We start from the raw sequence: 20,296 nt of genomic DNA on the forward strand, positions 1-20,296 counted from the left end.
ATGATATTTGATAAACTGATCGGAATGTTCTCCAATGATATGGGGATTGATCTTGGCACGGCAAACACGCTTGTGTTGAGCCGGGGAGAAGGCATTATCATCAATGAACCTTCTGTCGTGGCCATCAAAAGCGACAGACAAGGACGTCAAAAGATTTTGGCTGTAGGAAAAGAAGCTAAAGAGATGGTCGGAAAAACTCCGGGGGATATCAAAGCGATACGTCCTATGAAAGATGGTGTTATAGCCGATTTTGATATCACTGAGAAGATGATCCGATATTTCATTGAAAAGGCCCACAAGCGAAAGGCTTTTATTCGACCTCGCATTATCATCTGTGTTCCCTATGGTTTGACGCAGGTAGAGAGAAAAGCAGTAAAAGAGTCGGCTCTAAGCGCTGGGGCGAGAGAGGTGTATTTGATTGAAGAGCCGATGGCTGCTGCGATTGGTGCGGGACTTCCTGTCAAAGAGCCACAAGGGAGTCTTGTCGTTGATATAGGAGGCGGTACTACGGAGATTGGTGTCATTTCGCTTGGTGGTCTTGTGGTAAGCAAATCGATTCGGATAGCTGGGGATAAAATCGATGCGGCTATTGTCGATTTCGTCAAGAAAAAATACAACCTCGTTATAGGCGACCGAGTGGCCGAAGAGATAAAGATAGAGATAGGTACTGCACTGCCACTTGAAAAGCCTTTGAAGATGAATGTGACGGGTCGCGATCAGGTGGGAGGACTTCTAAATACCATAACGGTAACTAGTGAGGATATTTATGAGGCGATGAAAGAGCCACTCAAACTCATAGCAGAGGCTTTGAAAGATGTATTGGAACAGACGCCGCCGGAGCTTGCCGGAGATATTATCGAAAACGGCATCGTTCTTACAGGCGGAGGTGCTTTGATACGAAATCTTGATCGATATCTTTCCCAAATCGTAAAGATTCCGGTTTATATAGCCGAAGAGCCCTTGTTGGCTGTAGCCAAAGGAACGGGAAAAGTATTGGATGAAATAGAGATTTTGCAACAACTCACTGATGAATAGAAAACTCTTTCTCTTTCTGTTCACTGCCCTTTTGGCAGTCCTTCTTTTTTTTACAAACACTCTTTTCAAAGATATCGTACTTGGCTTTACCTTTGGCGTCAAAAAAGAGTATCTGCAACTCAAAAGAAGTTTTGATCAATTTTTGGAAGAACATCTCAATCAACAGCAAACGATCCAAAAACTACGAGCACAAAACAGAGAACTTTTCAAATACAAAGTGTTGTATTCGGATTTAGAAGACCGATACCGTGCTTTGTTGCAAGATTGCAAAATTTTCGAGAAAACCTCTCTCAAAGTAGAGTCCGTTGAAGCTCTTTCCTATGTGAAACTCGGTGATTTTACGACCCTTTGGATCGATGCAGATATTCCAAAAGAAGGTATTGTAGGTGCTTTAAAAGGAGCCTATGTCGCAGGGATCGCTATCGGAGAAGACAAAAGAAGCAAATTGTTGCTTTTGGGAAACAAAAAGTGCTCTTTTGGAGTGCAAGTAGGAGCAAAAGCGTATGGAATTGCTATCGGAAATGGTGATAACCGTTTTACAATTGTCAAGTATATTCCAAATTATGAGCATATTCATGTTGGAGATGAAGTGGTGACAAACGGCTTGGATGGAATCTTTGTGTATGGGATAAAGGTTGGACGCGTTGTCGAGATCAAACATGAAGGCAGTTACAAGATTGCGAAGGTTCGAAACTATGCCGATCTATCACATCCAAGGTTTTTTTGGCTAATGAAGTTATAAACATTATTTGGATAAAATCAAAAACTAAAACGCAAGGGATATCATGCCAAAAAGAGAAGATATCAAAACGATTTTACTCATAGGATCTGGCCCCATCGTCATAGGTCAGGCGTGTGAATTCGACTACTCCGGAACGCAAGCTGTAAAAACTCTTAAATCTCTTGGATACAGGGTTGTTCTCATCAACTCCAACCCGGCAACCATCATGACCGATCCCGGTTTTGCCGACCGAACCTACATTGAACCAATTACTGAAGATGTTGTCTATAAAATCATTCAACAAGAGAAGGTCGATGCTATTTTACCTACGATGGGTGGTCAAACGGCGCTCAATGTGGCAATGAGCATGTACGAGAAGGGAATGCTCGAGGGTGTTGAATTCTTGGGAGCAAAGCCCGAAGCGATCAAGAAGGGTGAAGATAGGCAGGCCTTCAAAGAGGCGATGCTAAAGATTGGTATGGATTTGCCAAAAAGCCGGTATGCCTACAGTATGGAAGAGGCAATGGAAGCGGCTGCCGAGATCGGCTTTCCTCTCATCATCCGAGCTTCCTATACTCTTGCAGGTGGTGGAAGTGGAGTTGCATACAATATCGATGAATTTAAAACATTGGCTGCAAAAGGATTAGAGGCAAGTCCGATCAATGAGATATTGATTGAAGAGAGCCTCCTTGGATGGAAAGAGTATGAGATGGAGGTGATTCGAGACAAGGAGGATAACTGTATTATCGTCTGCTCCATCGAAAACCTTGATCCTATGGGGGTTCATACTGGAGATTCCATTACTGTTGCACCTGCTCTTACGCTTACCGATAAAGAATATCAAAGAATGAGGGATGCTTCATTTGCAATTTTGAGAGAAATTGGTGTAGATACTGGGGGGAGTAACGTTCAATTTGCCGTCAATCCGAAAACAGGCAGAATGATTGTTATCGAGATGAACCCAAGAGTTTCTAGAAGCAGTGCACTCGCTTCCAAAGCGACTGGTTATCCAATTGCCAAAGTAGCTACTTTGCTTGCTGTCGGGTATACATTAGATGAGATTGAAAATGATATTACAGGAACTGCTGCAAGTTTTGAACCGACGATTGATTATATCGTAACAAAAATACCTCGATTTACCTTTGAAAAATTTCCTATGGCTGATTCAACCCTCACTACTTCCATGAAAAGTGTCGGTGAGGTGATGGCGATAGGAAGAACCTTCAAAGAGTCCATACAAAAAGGGCTTTGCTCCCTGGAGACTGGTCTTAGCGGATTTGAAAAAATCGAAGCCGATATCGATACCATTCGAAGAGAAATCAGAAGACCGAACGAAAAAAGACTTCTATATGTGGCTCAGGGATTTCGAGAAGGCTTGAGTGTAGAAGAGATTCATGAACTTTCCAAAATCGATCCCTGGTTTTTGTACCAAATCGAAGAGATAGTTGCGTTTGAAAAGCAAATCGATCTTGATATTTTGCAAAATGAAGAACTTCTAAGAAGAGCTAAAACCTATGGCTTTAGCGATAAGATGATTGCAAAACTCATCAATGAAAAAGAGCATACCGATTTAAGTGAAAATGATGTTTACAATGCAAGAGTTGCTTTAGGTATTGAGCTGGAATACAATGAGGTTGATACCTGTGCCGCAGAATTTCCGGCACGTACGCCATATTTGTATAGTTCTACCAATATTACAAAACTGCCAAGGGTAGAAAAAGAGACCGACGAAGAGAAAGTACTCATTATCGGCGGCGGTCCAAACAGAATCGGCCAGGGAATCGAATTTGATTACTGCTGTGTCCATGCTGCCTTTGCTTTGAAAGATATGGGTATAAAGTCTATTATGTACAACTGCAACCCTGAAACAGTTTCTACCGATTATGATACCAGCGATATACTTTACTTTGAGCCAATTGATCTTGAGCACGTAAGGCAAGTGATCAAAGAGGAAAATCCAAGCGGAGTTATCGTCCATTTTGGCGGGCAAACGCCACTCAAACTTGCAAAACCTCTGACTGCCTTGGGAGCAAAAATCGTAGGAACAAGTGCGAAAGTGATCGACTTGGCAGAAGACAGAGAGAAATTCAGTACGTTCGTTGCCAAAAACGGACTCAAACAGCCTCCAAATGGAACTGCGTTTACAAAAGAGGATGCGCTCAAAATCGCCGATGAGATAGGCTATCCGGTCCTTGTTCGTCCTAGTTACGTACTAGGTGGTCGGGCAATGCGTATCGTTTACAACGAAAATGAACTCAAAGAATATATGGATGAAGCGGTCAGTGTGAGCCATGAGTCTCCCGTGCTCATCGATAAATTTCTTGACCATGCAATCGAACTGGATGTAGACGCGATAAGTGATGGAACAAATGTTTATATCGGCGGTATTATGCAGCATATCGAAGAGGCTGGGATCCACTCAGGCGACAGCGCATGCTCTTTGCCAACAGTAAGCATCGATGAAGCGATTTTGCATGAAGTCGAAAATCAGACGAAAAAAATTGCACTAGGCCTTGGAGTCAAAGGCTTACTCAATATTCAGTATGCCATTTACAAAGATGAAGTTTATCTCATAGAAGTCAATCCAAGAGCTTCGCGAACCGTTCCATTTGTGAGTAAAGCTACGGGTGTACCGATGGCAAAAGTGGCAACTCGGGTGATGATCAAAGGGGATCTCAAAGAGGCGCTTGAATTTTACGATGAGTATGGCATAGTGGATTTTAGCGGTGAAATCTTCAAACCGAAACTCAAAAGCCATATTTCGGTAAAAGAGGCTGTCTTTCCATTCAACAAACTCCCTGGAGCCGATCTTATTTTGGGACCTGAGATGAAGAGTACCGGTGAAGTGATGGGAGTGAGCAAAAGTTTTGGAGAGAGTTTTGCCAAAGCACAGTTTGCTGCCGGAAACAGACTCGCTACAGCTGGGAAGCTCTTTTTGTCTTTGACCGATTATGACAAGCCTTTTGCACCGAAGCTCGCAAAAACCTATATCGATCTTGGATTCGAGATCGTTGCTACGAGAGGAACCCACCAAATTTTAAAAGATAATGGTGTCGAGAGTCAGCTGGTACTCAAAATCAGTGAAGGTCGGCCCAACATTGAAGATATGATCAAAAATGGCGAGATTGCCATGGCCATCAACACCAGCGACAACAAAGCAAGCAAAAACGATGCAAAACGGATACGGGAGCAGGTTTTACGACACCAGATCCCGTACTTTACCACAGTATCGGCCGCTCTTGTGGCTGCTGAAGCGATACGATCTTTGAAAGAGCATGATCTGCAACCAAAAGCGTTGCAAGACTATTTGAATGAGTAATATTTTAGATCCAAAAAAGATTTACTTGGCTCAAACCGACACGACAGTCGGATTTTTGAGTCAAGATAGCTCAAAACTGGCAAATATCAAAAATCGACCTCCATCAAAACCCTTCTTGATAGCCGTTTCCTCTTTTTCAGTGTTGAAGCATTTTGTCAGAGTTCCTAAAAAGCATAAAAAGAGAGTGAGAAGATCGAAAAGAAGTACTTTTATCTATCCAAATGGCAAAGCGTTGCGGGTTATCAAGAGTACGGAACACTATAGATTTTTAAAGAAGTTTGGCTGGTTTTACTCGACAAGCGCCAATGAAAGCGGTAAAAGATTTGAGCGACACTGGGCTGTTCAAAAAGCAGATATTGTGGTAGAGGATAGACGAGGTCTTTATGAAAGTAAGCCTTCACAAATCTTTCGACTATCACAAAGTAAACTCAAAAAGGTTCGTTAAATACCATAATCGATTACATCTCCTTCAAGGGTATGCAAAAATGCCTCAATACTATCAATTTGTTCTTTGTTTAATTCCAATCCTCTTTGGTATTTTCCCATTATCCGAATAGCCTCTTTGAGGTTTTTGACGGTGCCATTGTGAAAATAGGGGGCTGTTTTGGTGATATTGCGCAAGATTGGTACTTTAAAATATTTGGCACTGTTTTTTCCGTAGTAATGACCAATGTCTGGAAACGGGTAGGGATCGTACGAGATATTTGTATCAAAACGCAACTCTTTGAAATAGTATTTGTTGTTATAAAAACCGAAAACCGGATAGATTGGGTTATGATATTCGATAATTGGAAATTTTTGTATTATCTGTCCGCCAATGCTGCGTCCCATATGGCAGGCTTTGCAGCCGATATTGATAAAAAGTTTTAATCCTTTTTGCTCTTTTGGAGTCAACGCACTTAAATTGCCATCAAGAAAATCATCAAACCGCCCTCGTGTAAGAAGCGTTCGTTCATACGCTCCTATTGCTTTTGTAATTTGATCAAATGTAATAGTGCCTTTGCCAAAAACCTCTGTAAACATCTTGCGGTAAGATGGATTTTGTCGTACTCGTTCCACCACATCTTTTGGCGTCATTGCCATTTCAAAAGGTGCTTGCAAAGGACCCTTTGCCTGTTCTTCTACACTTTTTGCTCTTCCATCCCAAAATTGAAACTTTTGAAGGGCGGCATTGAGAACAGTTGGGGAGTTGAGATGATGAGGATTTTTTCGGTTTTTATAACCGATTGCCGTTGGCCTGTCATCATCCCCGCCTCTGTCAAGATCATGGCAACTTGCACAGCTGATAGTTCGATCTTTGGAGAGACTTGGATCGAAAAAGAGCATCTTTCCAAGAAGAATTTTTTCTTTCGTAAGTCTATTAGATGGTGTATCGAGAAGTTTTAAAAGTTCATCGAAATTTTTTGGATTGGATTGAAATCCAGCAGAAATTGCCAATTGCCGAAGCTGTTGAGGAGATATTTGCTGTGCGGGTGCATGAAGTGTAACATAGGTGTTAACTTTTCCTAAAATATAGGGAGTAGTAATTATAAGAAGTGGCAAAACAATAAGAATAAATATTTTTTTCATAATAAACTTTCATATTCGGATAACTTCATAAGAAAGTATATGAATTATATGGAAATTTCTTCATTGACCTGTATCAATTGTTGATGGGTCTTCGTCTCGATGTGGTTTCCAGCATTCATTAAAAAATTTCTGTTCATTTTCCAAAAATTCGTTCTTGCATGAAGCTATGATTGTTTGTGCCCATTGTTCGATTTTTCGACCAATCTCTTCCCCAAATTTCATAAAAACTGCTTTTTTGTAGTCCTCGCTGGTATAGGTTTTGTTCCCGACAAAGGGGAGACCGTGAAATGCTTGTAGTTTGAAGATTGCGAAAGTTTTTTCGTCAAGGTTTTCTGGAGCTTGTTTAAGTTTTTTCGTTATATATTCCACCTCTTGCTCTTTGCGGCGTCGATAGGAGAGATTTTTGAAAATGGCATATTTTGTGGCTTGTGCGATGCCTATCGCTTCGGCCATCTCTTCATCGAAACCAAGTGCAAGTGCTCTATATTTTTGCAGTGCAGCCATTTTGGGAAAGCGGTTGATAAACACTACTCTTCCTGAGCTTTCATCTCTTTGTATTGTTCTATTACACGTTCTACCATTTTTCTATCCGGAACTTTTCGGCCGGCGATGTAACCAGTGATATTGCCTTTGTCGTCAAATTTTGGTTTAATCCAGACGACAACCCAGTAGTACTTCCCGTCTTTTCTCATATTTTTGACATAACCTTCCCAGTACTCGCCGCGTTTGATCGTATTCCACAAATCCTCAAAAGCGGCGCTTGGCATATCGGGATGGCGGTTGATATTATGCGGAGAGCCGATGAGTTCCTCTTTGGTATATCCAGTCATTTCGCGAAATTTTCTATTTGCATAGGTAATGATGCCTGCGGTGTCTGTTTCTGTGATCATCACACCACCATCAAACGGTACCTCTTCATCTACGGGATCTGGTTTTATAATCTCTTGTCCGGTGATAAGATTTTTTATTTTTTTCTTATATCCCATTACAAACAGTCCTTTATATTACTTTTTATTATTATTTATATTATAAAGTAAAAATAGTAAAATCGCAATAGAGTATTGAAAAAGATATAATTAGAAAAACATTTATCGAGGGGAACGTTGATCAAAAAACTACTCACAGAAAAAATACTTATCATAGACGGTGCAATGGGAACACAGCTTCAGGTGAAGACAAAAGAGATACCGCCTGAAGCATGGCAAGGCAAAGAGGGATGCAATGAGCTTTTGAATAGGACTGCACCTGAGGTTATTAGGTCAATCCATGAAGCATATGCCAAAGTAGGTGCCGACATCATTAAAACAAATACGTTCGGCTCAATGCCCTGGGTTTTGGAAGAATATGGTTTAGCCAGCGAAGCGTATGATTTGACAAAGCGAGGGTGTGAGCTAGTCAAAGAGGTTTGCATAGCGTATAGTACGTCGGAAAAACCGCGTTTCGTAGCCTGCTCTTTGGGTCCCGGAACAAAACTGCCAAGTCTTGGGCATATCGATTATGATGCAATGTATACAGGATACTCGGAAGCCGCACGTGGAGCCAAAGATGGAGGAGCAGATCTTTTCTTGCTTGAGACGTGTCAAGACCCTTTGCAGATCAAAGCGGCAATCCATGCTTGTCAAGATACAGCTCCCCAAATTCCCATTATGGTAAGTGTTACCATTGAGCAAAACGGTACGATGCTTATCGGTACCGATGCGGCAACGATTGCGACTATTTTAGAACCGTTTGACATCATTTCTTTGGGATTTAACTGTGGAACCGGTCCTGATATGGTGGAAAAACATGTAAGAGTGCTCAGTGAAGTGTGGGATAGACCTATCAGTATCCATGCCAATGCTGGGCTTCCTCAAAACAGAGGCGGCTATACCTACTATCCTATGGGACCAAAAGAGTTTACAGAGCTTGAAGCCAAATTTACTTCCATTGATGGTGTGGCGCTGCTTGGCGGATGCTGTGGAACCACACCGCAACATATTAAAGCTTTGGTAGATGCGGTTGAAGGCAAAAAGCCCCTTCCTCCGAAAGGAAAGCAGTCAAGAAGCATTGCAAGTCTCTTTGAAGCTCGTACACTCATGCAAAATCCTCCTCCCTTTTTGATGGGTGAGCGAAGTAATGCAACAGGAAGCAAAGCTTTTAGAGAACTTTTACTAAAAAGCGATTATGAAGGGACTTTGAGTGTCGCTCAGCAGCAGGTGCGCAGTGGAGCCCATGGTATTGATGTAAGTGTCGGGTTTGCAGGGCGTGATGAGACAAAAGATATGAAAGAAGTCATCAAGCTCTACAATGAAAAGATCCCGATTCCTCTCATGCCGGACTCCACGCAAGTTCCAGCTATAGAAACAGCTCTCAAGCATATTGGCGGACGTCCGATTATCAACTCAGCCAACCTCGAAGATGGGATAGAGAAGTTTGACAAGATCTGTTCATTGGCAAAGCGCTATGGTGCGGCATTGGTACTGTTGGCAATCGATGAAGAGGGAATGGCAAAGACAAAAGAGAAAAAATTGGCGGTTGCTGAGCGTATGTATGAAAGAGCTGTAAATCTGCATGGCCTCAATCCTGGTGATCTTGTTTTTGATCTTTTAACCTTTACTGTCGGAAGTGGGGATGAGGAGTATTACACAGCTGCCATAGAGACTATTGAAGCGATCAGGGAGCTTAGAAAACGCCATCCAGAGGTGGGAGCCGTTTTAGGGGTATCCAATATCAGTTTTGGTCTTGAAAAGCATGCAAGGGAGTATCTTAATAGTGTCTTTTTGCATCACTGCGTTGAAGCTGGTTTAACGATGGCGATCGTCAATGTCAAAAATCTCATTCCATACCATAAAATCAGCGAAGAGGATCGAAAAATATGCGAAGATCTGCTCTTTAACAGGCGCGAAAATGGCGATCCACTCTTTGCTTTCATTGAGCACTTCAGTAAAGCAGAAAAAAAAGAGGCTGCAAGTGATGATGAACTGAGCAAACTCCCACTTGAAGAGCAAATCCACAAACTTCTTATCGATGGGGACAAAGATCGGATGATGCCACTGCTTGAAAAAGCCAAAGATCGCATTAATCCAGAAAAGATTATCAATGAAATTTTGATCGGAGCAATGAAAGAGGTGGGAGATCTTTTTGGTAGCGGACAGATGCAGCTGCCATTTGTACTGCAAAGTGCAGAGGTGATGAAAGCAGCAGTAGATTATCTCAACCAGTTTTTGCCAAAAACCGATAAGCAGTCCCAGACTACTCTCATTTTGGGAACTGTCAAAGGGGATGTGCACGATGTTGGCAAAAACCTTGTGGATATATTGCTGACCAATAACGGCTTTAAAGTTGTCAATCTTGGTATCAAAGTGGAGCTTGAAGAGTTTATCAAAGCCTATAAAGAGCATAATGCCCAGGCAATCGGAATGAGTGGACTGCTGGTTAAATCCACGCAAGTGATGTTGGAAAATCTCAAAGAGATGAAGCAAAAAGGAATTGATGCGCCTGTGCTTTTAGGCGGGGCTGCGCTGACAAAGAAGTTTGTGGATGAGTTTTGTCGTCCGGCCTATGATGGACCTATCTTTTATTGCCGCGATGCTTTTGATGGGATTGTGGCGATGAGCAGAATCGAAGAGGGAAACTTTGATACAAAACTTGGAAGTGACAAGGATGAAGAGGAGATTGCTGAGGTTAAACCAAAAGAAGAGATAAAGATCGATCCGGCAAATATCATTTTGCCAAAACCAGCCCCTGTACCTACCCCACCATTTTGGGGTAGAAAGATACTTGAGATTGACCCCGATATCGCCTATGAGTGGATCAACAAAAGGCTTCTTTTTAAACAGCGCTGGGGATATAAATCAAAAGGTCTGAGCAAAGAGGAGTATCAAAAGCAATTGGATGAAAAGGTGATTCCAGCTTTTAACAGATTAAGAAGCGAGCTGGGAGACATATTTGAGCCAACAATTCTCTATGGCTATTGGCCTACAAGAGCTGTAGAGAATGAGCTCTATGTTTTTGGAGAGGAGTTTGGCTGGCAAAGAGATGAGGATGCCAATCGTGAACCGATAGAGAATATCATCGGTGATGCGATCGAGATTTTCACCTTTCCAAGGCAGTCTAAACCGCCTCATAGATGCATCGCAGACTATTTTCACAATGACCAAATGGATGTGAGTGCATTTACTTGTGTGAGTGCTGGAAGCAAGTTTAGTGAGTATGAAGGGGAGCTTTTTAAAGCTGGAAAATATCATGAGTATCATTTGGTGCATGGTCTCAGTGTCGAGCTTGCCGAGGCATTGGCTGAGATTGCTCATAAGCAGATACGCATAGAGCTTGGGATTTTACGCAATGAAAAACCGGATTTGCGTGATGTAAAGATGGTAGGTTATCAAGGAGCCAGATACTCACCGGGTTATCCGGCTTGTCCTGATCTTGAGCTCAACCGCCATATCTTCAACCTCTTAAAACCAGAAGAGTTTGGCATTGAATTGAGTGAGACTTATCAGATTCATCCAGAGCAGTCGACTTGTGCGATAGTGGTACATCATCCAGAGGCAAGATATTTTAATATTTAGATGTCATGATATTTCATGGCATCTTTTTTTTTGTGGCGTTCTTTCCATGTTTTTTTGATGTTCCAAAACATTAGGCCTCCAAAAAGAAGGGCAATACAGGCATACATAAGAGCTGAAATATACTCTTTTTGCATGAGTGCCCAAATAGTAAGAATGAGAAAGAAAATAGTAAGGATAAGACACATTTTTTTTTCTTTTGTAAAAAATTTGATAAAAGATATAGTAGCAAAAAGGAGTTAATGATGAGAAAAATAGTATATGTTGTTTTATTGGCAAGTCTTTTATTTGCTAAATGTGATCATTTTCAAAAAGTTGTTAAGGTGGATTTTGACAACGTGCGAAAAGGTGAAATTCCTGTTGGTTGGATTGTAAGTTGTAGTGGTAAATCGTTTCCTGGAATTTGGGAAGTAGATGAGAATAAGAGGCTTTTTATCAAATATCCGCGAGGAAATAAGGCACATGAGAAAAATATTTTTTTTACAAAAGATGCATACTTTACCAATGGTATTTGCCAAGCAAAGTTATTGAGTAAAAAAAATGCTGGAGTGGTTTTTCGAGCAAGAGATCGTAAAAACTATTATGCAGTAAGTATCGATTTCAAACACAAAAAACTTATTGTAGAAGAGGTAGAAAACAAGAAGCCAAAGTTATTATTGACAAAAGATCTTACTTTCAATACTCCTCCAAAAATCTTGCAAGTTGCTTATTGTAATGATAACGCAACTATTTATATAGATAATAAAGAGATAGCAAAGCTCTCTCACCTGAAAAAAAGAGCAGGTGGGGTAGGTGTTATGGCTTCTGGTAATTCACAAGCTTTTTTTGATGATATTGTTATTAAAGTTGCTCAATGATTCATATCTATACCGGAGATGGGAAAGGAAAAACGACTGCGGCGATCGGTCTTGCTGTACGAGCTTTGGGTGCAGGAATGCGGGTGGCTTTTTTCCAGTTTATGAAAGCTTGGGAAGAGAGTGAACTGATAGTTTTGCAAAATTTTGACAATATCATCATTGATAGAAGCTGGGATGGCCGCTTTATCAAAGAAAAGGCCAGCGATCATCAAAAAAAGATGGTGTTTCATCAGTTTCATCGGGCAAAAAAAACTCTGCAGATGCCTTTTGATCTGATTATTTTGGATGAAATTATTGTAGCGATGCATTTTGGTCTATTACGTGAAGAGGATATTCTTGCATTGATGCAAAGTTGTCCCAAAAACAAAGAGCTTGTACTGACAGGCCAAAAAGCGACACAAAAGCTGATTGACAAAGCGGACCTTGTTACAGAGATGAAAAAGATAAAACACTATTTTGATCGAGGTTTGATGGCAAGAAAAGGAATAGAATTTTGATAGACTACTGTTTTTAAAATTTTTCAAGGAGTTGTTATGGCAAAAGGTTTCAAAAGATGGTACTTCTCTTTGGCCGCAATCGCTGCGACCGTTTCTGTTGTCACACTAAATGCCCAAGCGGCGAGAGTCGAATCCATTGAGAAGATAGTGGTGAGTGCAAACAAAGATACGCAGGCCCTTGAAGATGTGACGGACGACGTTACCGTTGTGACTGCTGAAGAGATTGAAGAGCTTGGTGTTCAGACCCTCCCTGAACTTCTAAAAGAGATACAGGGGCTTGATATTGTACAAACCGGCGGTTTTGGTCAGCCGACTTCGCTCTATCTGCAAGGTTTAAATCCGGACAAAACGCTCATTCTCATCGATGGAATCCGCTTTAACGATCCAACTGGTCTCAATGGCGGACAGCTTGAACTCATCGATCTATCCCAAATCCAACGTGTTGAAATTATTCGAGGTCCTCAAAGTGGCGTCTGGGGAGCAGATGCGATGGGAGGCGTGATAAATATAGTGACAAAGAGTGCACAAAAAGGTACCCATGGCGGATGGAGCATGGAAGGGGGCAACTACTCCACCTTTGATGGAAATATCAATCTTTTCAAAGGATTTGAAAAAGGCTATTTTGGTGTGGCATTGTCCAAATACCAAACACAAGGATTCAGTGCCTATAGCGCCAAAAGAGGAGAACCGCTCTATGGAGTAAAGGCGAGCGATCTTCCTTTAGAAGATGACGGATACGAAAACCGAAAAATTCAGTTAAAGAGTGGCTGGGAAATGTATGGTGCAAAACTCTTTGCAAACTTTATCAAAATCGATGCGACAGTCCATTATGATGGATTTGGATCAGATGCGCCAGATGGTCCTTATACTGTCAATGTCATCAATGATACGCTTTTTCAAGCTGGCTTAGAAAAAAGTATCGAATCGCATATATTGAAGCTGCAATACTCCTATTCTGGTTTTAAACGATCTCAATATGGAGGCTATGAAGGGAGTATCCGTGAGCTTGAGATAAGAGACCGTTTTAGACTCAATTCCATGACGATGCAAATTGGTGGCGGGTGGCAGCGCTTTTATCAAAAAAAATCGGCCGGAACCCCTACAAATGATGGGTATCAAAACAGATATTTTTTTGTAACGAACACTCTGCAATGGAACAAGCTTCTTGTTAACGTTGATGCGAGATATGATAGCTATAACCGGTTTGATGATAAACTGACATATAAAGTAGGGATCAAATATCCGATTGTAAAAGATATATACATTGGAGCAAATGGAGCAACTGGTTATAAAGCCCCCTCTATTTTTCAACTCAATTACAATGCCACGTCAAATCTCAATCCCGAGAAAAGTTTTGGATATAACTTCTTCATTGGCAACGATATGATAAAACTTACCTACTTTCACAATGCAATCAAAGATCTTATCAGCTATATCGATCCGGATTCAGACTGGTCTACACCGAATGATTACTACTATAACGCTCCTGGAAAAAGCACTTTTAAAGGGTACACCGCGACATTTTCCAAAGATTTATTTGAGAAGTTTTATCTCAGACTAAACTATACGCATCTTGATGCGAAAGATGCCACTGGCAAGGATCTAGTAAGAAGAGCTAAAGAGAAAATTGGATATTCACTTTCATGGTATCCAACAGAGAAACATACTGTAAACATCAATGGATATTATGTGGGTAAAAGAGAAGATGTTGATGGAACGAATATTGGAAAATACAATGTGACAAACCTTTCATTGCAGCACAATTTCGCAAAGCATATGACCGGTTTTATACGAGTAAACAACATTTTTAATCGCTTTTATCAAGAGGTGCACGGTTATGCTACTGCTGATAGAAGTTACTATATTGGCATAAGGGCGAGTTATTGAGACTCGATCTACATCGATACCTCTATTATAAATTTTTCAATTCCCTTTTTACCGGCCTCTCGGTCGGTACCATTTTTGTGATTTATGAACCGCTGGAACCTTCTATATACTCTTTGGGAGGTATAGTGTTAGCCCTCGGTATGCTTGTTATCGCCAAATTTTATGATGTATTGCTCAACATTAAAAGATATTTTCAAATTGGGCTTCTGGTAGAAGTTGTTATATTGGTGTTGGTGAGCGTTTTTTTGTTGTATCCTTATACCTATATGACGGCTCTTTTTGTCTATGCTGGATATCAACTCACATTTATGTTCGGAGCGTACCTGGTACGGGCTGAAACGCTTATCGTTAAAAAGGCGCTTTTTTTGACAAAAGTGGATGTGGCCAAGCAGATCGGTTATCTTGGCGGAATGGTAGGAAGTTATCTTTTTTACAAAATCATCCAAGGTTCCAAACAACAGCAAGTGTATGATCTGCATTTTCTCTTGCTTTTGATTGAAATTGTTATAATATGGTTCTTCATCCAATCATTTAAGAGGAAACGATGATAAAAAAATGTTTATTTCCGGCTGCAGGGTACGGGACAAGGTTTTTACCGGCTACCAAAGCAATCCCAAAAGAGATGCTGCCTATTGTCAATAAGCCCTTGATTCAGTACGGTGTAGAAGAGGCGATCGAAGCTGGAATGGATACAATGGCTATCATAACAGGTCGTGGGAAAAGGGCAATAGAGGATCATTTTGATATCAGTTATGAACTTGAACATCAAATCAAAGGGACATCCAAAGAGCATCTTTTACAAGATATCCGCAATTTAGTCATGAACTACACATTTACTTATACCAGACAAAAAGAGATGAAGGGGCTTGGTCATGCGGTACTTGTAGGCCAGACGCTCATAGGAAATGAGCCCTTTGGTGTTGTACTGGCAGATGACCTTTGTGAAGGTGAAGGCAAGGGTGTGCTTGCTCAAATGGTAGAACTCTATCACAAATATAAAACTTCCATCGTGGCAGTCATGGAAGTTGAACAAAAAGATGTAAGCAAATATGGCGTTATCAGTGGCAAAGAGATCGATGAAGATATTTTTATGGTAGAGGAGATGGTAGAGAAGCCTTCCGTTGAAGAGGCACCAAGCAATCTTGCCGTCATTGGACGCTATATCCTTACTCCAGATATCTTTTCTATCCTTGAAGATACAAAGCCGGGAACTGGAGGAGAGATCCAGTTAACGGATGCATTACGGGTGCAAGCAAAACAGAATATGGTCATAGCCTATAAATTTAAAGGAAGACGGTTTGACTGCGGGAGTGTGCAAGGGTATGTAGAGGCGACAAATTACTTTTATCATAAATTTACCCAAAAGTAGTTAGAATAAAAAGAAAAAAGGAATCATAATGAAAATCGGAGATATCGTAATCGTTGCCAATCTTGGAGAGATGAAAGTTTATAAAGCAAATCCAAGAGATTTAGAAGCTGAAGCAGGATTAAAGCCCCAAAACATTAAACTTGATCAAATCAATGCAATCGATTATGTAGAAGCACACTGGAAAGTAAAAGACATAGTAACGGATGAGGCCGGTCGATTCAAAGCAGATGCCGGAAAAATGGGAGGCAATGCGGGAGAGCGCCATGAACTAGAAAAGAAACTTGAAGAGGATGTGATCAAAGCGATTGCAGAAGATATTGCAAAAACGGTTGCGGAGCAAAATCCGCCAAAATATTTCTTAGCGTTGCCTGAAAATATCTTTTCCAGAGTGTGGCAAAAAGTGGAGGGCCTGCAAGCAAAATATCCTGAAGCAGTGAACAAGCTTTTTCGGTACGTAGAACAAGACCTGACCAAAACAGACAAAAACAAAATCCCAGAAATCTTCAAAAACCAAGGAAAACATTTCTAATACTTTTGGGTTTTTCCCAAAGGTATCCCTATGCATGTATTAGAACTTTTTAAAACAATCACTTCCATACCTCACTGTTCTGGGAACACAGAAGCTCTTCGTTCGTTTATTACTGATTTTGCAAAAAAGCAAGGGTTTACGGTTCGAACAGACAGTGCTGGAAATATATTGTGTTTCAAATCAAAAAGGGAGCTTGTTTTTCAAGCCCACTACGATATGGTCTGTGTTGGAAATGCACCAAAAATAGAGATTGTGGAAAAAGATGGATACCTTATGGCCAAAAACTCCTCATTAGGGGCAGATAACGGTATCGGTGTGGCAATGATGCTTTCACTGATGCAAGAGGGGATTGAAGCGGAATACCTTTTTACCAACGATGAGGAGATTGGCCTCGTTGGAGCGATCCATCTTGAGCTTCCTTTGCAAGCAAAGAAGATGATCAATCTTGACAGTGAAGAGTTTGGTAAAGTCTATGTGGGCTGTGCCGGAGGCGCTGATATTATCGCGACAAAAACTTTAGAGCCCGTTACAGTTAAAAAGAGTTATTTTTATCACGTACAAGCCAAAAATTTTCCGGGTGGGCATTCTGGTGTGGATATTGATAAAGATATCCCAAATGCCATCAAAGAGTTTGCTTTTTTTGCAAAAGATGCATTGGTCGTAAACCTCACAGCAGGCGAGCGCAGAAACTCCATTCCGGTTCATCTTAAAGCAGTCATTGCCACAAACAAAGAGCTGCAAAGTACGCAATATTTCGATGTACAATTGGCTGAATCCCAGCAAAACGCGTATAGGATTATTGGAGATTTGTGTGGATATACTCATGGTGTGAGAGGTTGGGAAAAAACGTTTGGCATTCCAAAAGTGAGTGCAAATATGGCCCTTGCCGATGTGGAAAAGGGTATTTGTACAATTCAGTGTAGTGTAAGAGCGAACAGTGATGAAGAGTTGCATCGGATTATAGAAGAAAATAGATGCTATTTTGAAAATCTAGGCTACAAAGTGGAAGTGAGTGGACAGTATCCGGCATGGAAACCACAGATAACACCTTTGGCGCAAGAAATTGCAAAAAAATATGAAAAACTGACACAAAATGTTGAATACAAAGCAATCCATGCAGGGCTTGAGTGTGCCATTTTTGCCCAAAAATTTCCATCTATGCAGATTGTTTCCATTGGACCCGATATCGAATATCCACATTCAGTGCATGAACGTGTACGATTGGATACAATAGAGCCACTATATAAGCTTATAAAAGAGTTGGGATGAAAAGAAGACTTTTTTTATTGTTGATCGTTTTGCTTTTTTGGGGTTGTTCTCAAAAATCAGTCCTTTCTAAAAGGGCTGTTGCGGATATGGTAAGCAACTACTATACGCCATACTCTTCGACAAATATTTTAGTACCTCAATCAATAGATGTGCAGGAGATAAAGCAACTGAGTGAGACAAAAGCAGTTGCAAAGGTCTGCTATGAATTTCGTTTTTTGACTTCCTATGAGAAATTGGTGCGATATATGAAAGAATATCCCAACTCTTTTTTAGCCAGGTTTGATGTTGGTCTCGTGGCACTGCTTGGAAGAAAATTTGGCCATTTTGTTGCAGGCGATGTAAAGAGACGATGTGATGAAGTCGTTTTAGAGAAAAAAAGCGGAAAATGGAGTATTACTCAGATTTGATCTCTCGCTTATCTTCACTATCGCATAAATCATATAAAAAACATTGATCACATTTTGGGTTTTTTGCCGTACAGATATAACGCCCAAAAAGTACCATTGCCTGATGAATGGCGGCAAGATCCGTTTTGAACGCTTTGACCAAATCCTCTTCTGTCTTTTCTCTCGTTTTTGCATCGCTTAAACGGAGTCTATGGGCTACTCTGAAAACATGGGTATCTACAGCCATCAGGTTTTTTCCAAAATATTCGATCATTACCACATGGGCTGTTTTTTGGCCGACGCCTGGCAGTTTTACAAGCTCTTTTTCTGTTTCCGGTATTTTCCCACCATACTTCTCCATCACCATTTTTGCCATAGCTACCAGATTTTTGGCTTTATTGTTGAAAAATGAACAAGTTTTGATAAGCTCTTTTACATCCTCTATATCCGCTTTGGCTAAAGACTCGATATCTGGGTATTTTTCAAAAAGAGCCGGTGTGATCATATTGACTCTTTTGTCGGTACATTGGGCTGAGAGCATGACAGCTACAAGAAGTTCGTAGAGATTTTTATATTTGAGTTCTGTTTTTGCTGCCGGATAATGTTCAAGGAGTCGTTTTTTAATCTCTGCTATCTCTTCTGCACTTCGTCGTACCATTATAAGCCCTTTAATGCTTTTGATATAATTTTACCTAAATTTTTGGATGAGGAGAGATAATGGCTGGTCATAATAAATGGTCAAAAGTAAAGCATATCAAAGCGAAAGAGGATGCGAAAAAAGGGAAGGTCTTTACAAAAGCGGTCCGTGATATCATGACGGCTGTTAGAGATGGCGGACCAAATCCAGATACAAATGCTGCTTTGAGACTTGCGATAGAGCGAGCAAAAGCGGTTTCTATGCCGCAAGATAACATTAAAAGAGCTATCGATAAAGCAAGCGGTAATTTACCGGGTGTCAAATATGAAGAGATTACCTATGAGGGTTATGGGCCTGGTGGTGTGGCAATCATGGTTGAATGTTTAACAGACAATAAAAATAGAACCGTTGCATCTGTTCGTCACGCATTCAGCAAAAGCGGCGGTAGTCTTGGAACAAGCGGAAGTGTTTCATGGATGTTTGAGAAAAAAGGTGTCATTACAGTCGAGCGGGATGAGAACGAAGATGCAATTATGGAGGCGGCATTAGAATCGGGAGCAAATGATATTTTAGAGTTTGACGAAGTGCTTGTAATCGAGACGGATCCGGCAGATTTCAATCAAGTCCTTGAAGCGGTAGAGAAAGCTGGTGCGAAAATTTTGGAAAGCAGTGTCGGACTTGTAGCAACAAACGAGATCGATGTGGATGATGCAACCGCGGAAAAGGTAGAACGTCTTATCGATATGCTCGAAGAGAATGATGATGTACAAAATGTGTACCATAATATGAAGTAATTGTTAATAATTTTAAGATATAATCAAACCTGTACATTAAATTATCAAAGGAAACAGATGAAAAAGATTGTAGCAACTGGACTTATGGCCGTTTCTCTTATCGCAACGCAGGCAATAGCCGCAAAAGTACTTGCAAAAGTGAATGGACATGCGATAACAACAGAAGATATCGCTCCTATGCTTTCCCAAATTGGTGCGCGCTTTGAACAGCTTCCGCCACAGATGAAACAGCAGGTCATCGATAAAGCGATCGAGAGAGAACTTTTGAAAGAAAAAGCGGAAAGAAGCGGAGTTGAAAAGAGTAAGGAGTTCAAAGAGGCTTTGGCGAAAATCAAACGGGACCTCACTTTGCAAATCTGGATGAAAAAGAAGTATGACTCAATTAAAGTGACAGATAAAGAGGCGAAAGCGTTCTATCAAAAAAATATCGATAAATTTAAACGTCCTGAACTTGTTCATGCAAGACACATCTTGGTAAAAAGCGAAAAAGAAGCACAAGATATCATCAATGAGTTGAAAAAAACACCAAAAAACCAACTCAAGCAAAAATTTATCGAACTTGCAAAAACAAAATCTGTCGGACCAAGTGGGAAAAGAGGCGGAGATCTTGGGTTTTTTAAAAAAGGACAGATGGTTAAGCCTTTTAGTGATGCCGCTTTCTCTTTGAAACCGGGTACCTTTACCACGAAACCCGTTCAGACACAGTTTGGATACCATATCATCTATGTGGAAGAGAAAAAGCCAGCCGGAACTATTCCGTTTGATCAAATCAAAGATCGTATCAAAGCGCAGTTGAAAATGAAAAAATTTCAAGAGATAGTGCAAAAAGAGGCAGAAAAACTGAAAAAAAGCGCAAAAATCCAAAAAAACATCTAAAAGG

Annotated in this window: 20 protein-coding genes; 15 read left to right on the plus strand and 5 right to left on the minus strand. The window is 40.8% G+C overall.

Annotation, left to right across the window (positions count from 1 at the left end; genetic code table 11):
* The 4 genes from JG735_RS02985 to JG735_RS03000 are packed head-to-tail and all read left to right on the plus strand — an operon-like array spanning position 1 to position 5,520.
* Positions 1 to 1,035, plus strand: a complete 1,035-nt coding sequence (locus JG735_RS02985) for a rod shape-determining protein (RefSeq protein WP_236584209.1) — start codon at positions 1 to 3, stop codon at positions 1,033 to 1,035.
* On the plus strand, positions 1,028 to 1,777 hold the full coding sequence (gene mreC / locus JG735_RS02990) for a rod shape-determining protein MreC (protein ID WP_201335352.1): 750 nt from the start codon (positions 1,028 to 1,030) through the stop codon (positions 1,775 to 1,777). The genes JG735_RS02985 and mreC overlap by 8 nt, the downstream gene beginning before the upstream one ends.
* Positions 1,778 to 1,820: 43 nt before the next feature.
* The gene (gene carB / locus JG735_RS02995) at positions 1,821 to 5,075 is read left to right on the plus strand and encodes a carbamoyl-phosphate synthase large subunit (RefSeq protein WP_201335353.1); all 3,255 of its coding nucleotides are present in this window, start codon (positions 1,821 to 1,823) and stop codon (positions 5,073 to 5,075) included.
* The gene (locus JG735_RS03000) at positions 5,068 to 5,520 is read left to right on the plus strand and encodes a Sua5/YciO/YrdC/YwlC family protein (protein WP_201335354.1); all 453 of its coding nucleotides are present in this window, start codon (positions 5,068 to 5,070) and stop codon (positions 5,518 to 5,520) included. Before carB ends, JG735_RS03000 begins: the two co-directional genes overlap by 8 nt.
* On the opposite strand, the gene JG735_RS03005 is transcribed toward JG735_RS03000, so the two are convergent.
* From JG735_RS03005 to JG735_RS03015, 3 genes are read right to left on the minus strand one after another with little or no spacing between them, the layout of a single operon-like run.
* On the minus strand, positions 5,517 to 6,644 hold the full coding sequence (locus JG735_RS03005) for a cytochrome-c peroxidase (protein WP_201335355.1): 1,128 nt from the start codon (positions 6,642 to 6,644) through the stop codon (positions 5,517 to 5,519). The genes JG735_RS03000 and JG735_RS03005 overlap by 4 nt on opposite strands.
* Positions 6,645 to 6,704: 60 nt before the next feature.
* The gene (locus JG735_RS03010) at positions 6,705 to 7,172 is read right to left on the minus strand and encodes a hypothetical protein (RefSeq protein ID WP_201335356.1); all 468 of its coding nucleotides are present in this window, start codon (positions 7,170 to 7,172) and stop codon (positions 6,705 to 6,707) included.
* Complete coding sequence (locus tag JG735_RS03015; protein WP_201335357.1) at positions 7,172 to 7,630, minus strand: PAS domain-containing protein; 459 nt, start codon at positions 7,628 to 7,630, stop codon at positions 7,172 to 7,174. The genes JG735_RS03010 and JG735_RS03015 overlap by 1 nt, the downstream gene beginning before the upstream one ends.
* A 165-nt stretch (positions 7,631 to 7,795) precedes the next feature.
* Between JG735_RS03015 and metH the strand changes: the two genes are divergently transcribed.
* Positions 7,796 to 11,194: a methionine synthase gene (gene metH, locus JG735_RS03020; protein ID WP_370583467.1), complete on the plus strand. Its 3,399-nt coding sequence runs from the start codon at positions 7,796 to 7,798 to the stop codon at positions 11,192 to 11,194.
* Here the strand turns inward: metH and JG735_RS03025 are convergent.
* Positions 11,191 to 11,379, minus strand: a complete 189-nt coding sequence (locus JG735_RS03025; RefSeq protein ID WP_201335359.1) for a hypothetical protein — start codon at positions 11,377 to 11,379, stop codon at positions 11,191 to 11,193. The two genes, metH and JG735_RS03025, sit on opposite strands and share 4 nt — an antisense overlap.
* A 57-nt stretch (positions 11,380 to 11,436) precedes the next feature.
* On the opposite strand from JG735_RS03025, the gene JG735_RS03030 reads away from it, so the two are divergent.
* From JG735_RS03030 to JG735_RS03065, 8 genes are read left to right on the plus strand one after another with little or no spacing between them, the layout of a single operon-like run.
* Positions 11,437 to 12,048, plus strand: coding sequence for a hypothetical protein (locus tag JG735_RS03030; protein WP_201335360.1), 612 nt, complete (start codon positions 11,437 to 11,439; stop codon positions 12,046 to 12,048).
* Complete coding sequence (locus JG735_RS03035) at positions 12,045 to 12,545, plus strand: cob(I)yrinic acid a,c-diamide adenosyltransferase (protein ID WP_201335361.1); 501 nt, start codon at positions 12,045 to 12,047, stop codon at positions 12,543 to 12,545. The genes JG735_RS03030 and JG735_RS03035 overlap by 4 nt, the downstream gene beginning before the upstream one ends.
* A 36-nt stretch (positions 12,546 to 12,581) precedes the next feature.
* Positions 12,582 to 14,432 carry a TonB-dependent siderophore receptor gene (locus tag JG735_RS03040; protein WP_201335362.1) on the plus strand — a complete coding sequence of 617 codons (1,851 nt, stop codon included), beginning with the start codon at positions 12,582 to 12,584 and terminating at the stop codon, positions 14,430 to 14,432.
* The gene (locus JG735_RS03045; protein ID WP_201335363.1) at positions 14,429 to 14,980 is read left to right on the plus strand and encodes a hypothetical protein; all 552 of its coding nucleotides are present in this window, start codon (positions 14,429 to 14,431) and stop codon (positions 14,978 to 14,980) included. Before JG735_RS03040 ends, JG735_RS03045 begins: the two co-directional genes overlap by 4 nt.
* Positions 14,977 to 15,801: a UTP--glucose-1-phosphate uridylyltransferase GalU gene (gene galU / locus JG735_RS03050; protein WP_201335364.1), complete on the plus strand. Its 825-nt coding sequence runs from the start codon at positions 14,977 to 14,979 to the stop codon at positions 15,799 to 15,801. Before JG735_RS03045 ends, galU begins: the two co-directional genes overlap by 4 nt.
* A 28-nt stretch (positions 15,802 to 15,829) precedes the next feature.
* Positions 15,830 to 16,330 carry a host attachment protein gene (locus JG735_RS03055; RefSeq protein WP_201335365.1) on the plus strand — a complete coding sequence of 167 codons (501 nt, stop codon included), beginning with the start codon at positions 15,830 to 15,832 and terminating at the stop codon, positions 16,328 to 16,330.
* Between the two features lie 30 nt (positions 16,331 to 16,360).
* Entirely contained in the window at positions 16,361 to 17,599 is a 1,239-nt protein-coding gene (locus JG735_RS03060) for a M20/M25/M40 family metallo-hydrolase (protein WP_201335366.1), read from the plus strand.
* The gene (locus tag JG735_RS03065; protein WP_201335367.1) at positions 17,596 to 18,006 is read left to right on the plus strand and encodes a hypothetical protein; all 411 of its coding nucleotides are present in this window, start codon (positions 17,596 to 17,598) and stop codon (positions 18,004 to 18,006) included. The genes JG735_RS03060 and JG735_RS03065 overlap by 4 nt, the downstream gene beginning before the upstream one ends.
* Here the strand turns inward: JG735_RS03065 and nth are convergent.
* Positions 17,993 to 18,643, minus strand: a complete 651-nt coding sequence (nth, locus tag JG735_RS03070) for an endonuclease III (protein ID WP_201335368.1) — start codon at positions 18,641 to 18,643, stop codon at positions 17,993 to 17,995. The genes JG735_RS03065 and nth overlap by 14 nt on opposite strands.
* A gap of 59 nt (positions 18,644 to 18,702) precedes the next feature.
* Between nth and JG735_RS03075 the strand changes: the two genes are divergently transcribed.
* Positions 18,703 to 19,416 (plus strand): YebC/PmpR family DNA-binding transcriptional regulator, encoded by a 714-nt coding sequence (locus tag JG735_RS03075; RefSeq protein ID WP_012081937.1) that lies wholly within the window; start codon positions 18,703 to 18,705, stop codon positions 19,414 to 19,416.
* Positions 19,417 to 19,473: 57 nt separating this feature from the next.
* A complete protein-coding gene (locus tag JG735_RS09940) occupies positions 19,474 to 20,292 on the plus strand; it encodes a peptidyl-prolyl cis-trans isomerase (RefSeq protein ID WP_201335369.1) in 819 nt (272 codons plus the stop codon).
* Positions 20,293 to 20,296 lie beyond the last annotated feature (4 nt).

Source organism: Nitratiruptor sp. YY08-10 (genome assembly GCF_016629565.1).
Classification (GTDB): domain Bacteria; phylum Campylobacterota; class Campylobacteria; order Campylobacterales; family Nitratiruptoraceae; genus Nitratiruptor.

Excerpts from the sequence above, each read along its gene's own strand:
- JG735_RS02985 (WP_236584209.1), top strand. The coding sequence starts at position 1 with ATGATATTTGATAAACTGATCGGAATGTTCTCCAATGATATGGGGATT.
- mreC (WP_201335352.1), top strand. The coding sequence starts at position 1,028 with ATGAATAGAAAACTCTTTCTCTTTCTGTTCACTGCCCTTTTGGCAGTC.
- carB (WP_201335353.1), top strand. The coding sequence starts at position 1,821 with ATGCCAAAAAGAGAAGATATCAAAACGATTTTACTCATAGGATCTGGC.
- JG735_RS03000 (WP_201335354.1), top strand. The coding sequence starts at position 5,068 with ATGAGTAATATTTTAGATCCAAAAAAGATTTACTTGGCTCAAACCGAC.
- JG735_RS03005 (WP_201335355.1), bottom strand. The coding sequence starts at position 6,644 with ATGAAAAAAATATTTATTCTTATTGTTTTGCCACTTCTTATAATTACT.
- JG735_RS03015 (WP_201335357.1), bottom strand. The coding sequence starts at position 7,630 with ATGGGATATAAGAAAAAAATAAAAAATCTTATCACCGGACAAGAGATT.
- metH (WP_370583467.1), top strand. The coding sequence starts at position 7,796 with ATGGGAACACAGCTTCAGGTGAAGACAAAAGAGATACCGCCTGAAGCA.
- JG735_RS03025 (WP_201335359.1), bottom strand. The coding sequence starts at position 11,379 with ATGTGTCTTATCCTTACTATTTTCTTTCTCATTCTTACTATTTGGGCA.
- JG735_RS03030 (WP_201335360.1), top strand. The coding sequence starts at position 11,437 with ATGAGAAAAATAGTATATGTTGTTTTATTGGCAAGTCTTTTATTTGCT.
- JG735_RS03035 (WP_201335361.1), top strand. The coding sequence starts at position 12,045 with ATGATTCATATCTATACCGGAGATGGGAAAGGAAAAACGACTGCGGCG.
- JG735_RS03040 (WP_201335362.1), top strand. The coding sequence starts at position 12,582 with ATGGCAAAAGGTTTCAAAAGATGGTACTTCTCTTTGGCCGCAATCGCT.
- galU (WP_201335364.1), top strand. The coding sequence starts at position 14,977 with ATGATAAAAAAATGTTTATTTCCGGCTGCAGGGTACGGGACAAGGTTT.
- JG735_RS03055 (WP_201335365.1), top strand. The coding sequence starts at position 15,830 with ATGAAAATCGGAGATATCGTAATCGTTGCCAATCTTGGAGAGATGAAA.
- JG735_RS03060 (WP_201335366.1), top strand. The coding sequence starts at position 16,361 with ATGCATGTATTAGAACTTTTTAAAACAATCACTTCCATACCTCACTGT.
- JG735_RS03065 (WP_201335367.1), top strand. The coding sequence starts at position 17,596 with ATGAAAAGAAGACTTTTTTTATTGTTGATCGTTTTGCTTTTTTGGGGT.
- nth (WP_201335368.1), bottom strand. The coding sequence starts at position 18,643 with ATGGTACGACGAAGTGCAGAAGAGATAGCAGAGATTAAAAAACGACTC.
- JG735_RS03075 (WP_012081937.1), top strand. The coding sequence starts at position 18,703 with ATGGCTGGTCATAATAAATGGTCAAAAGTAAAGCATATCAAAGCGAAA.
- JG735_RS09940 (WP_201335369.1), top strand. The coding sequence starts at position 19,474 with ATGAAAAAGATTGTAGCAACTGGACTTATGGCCGTTTCTCTTATCGCA.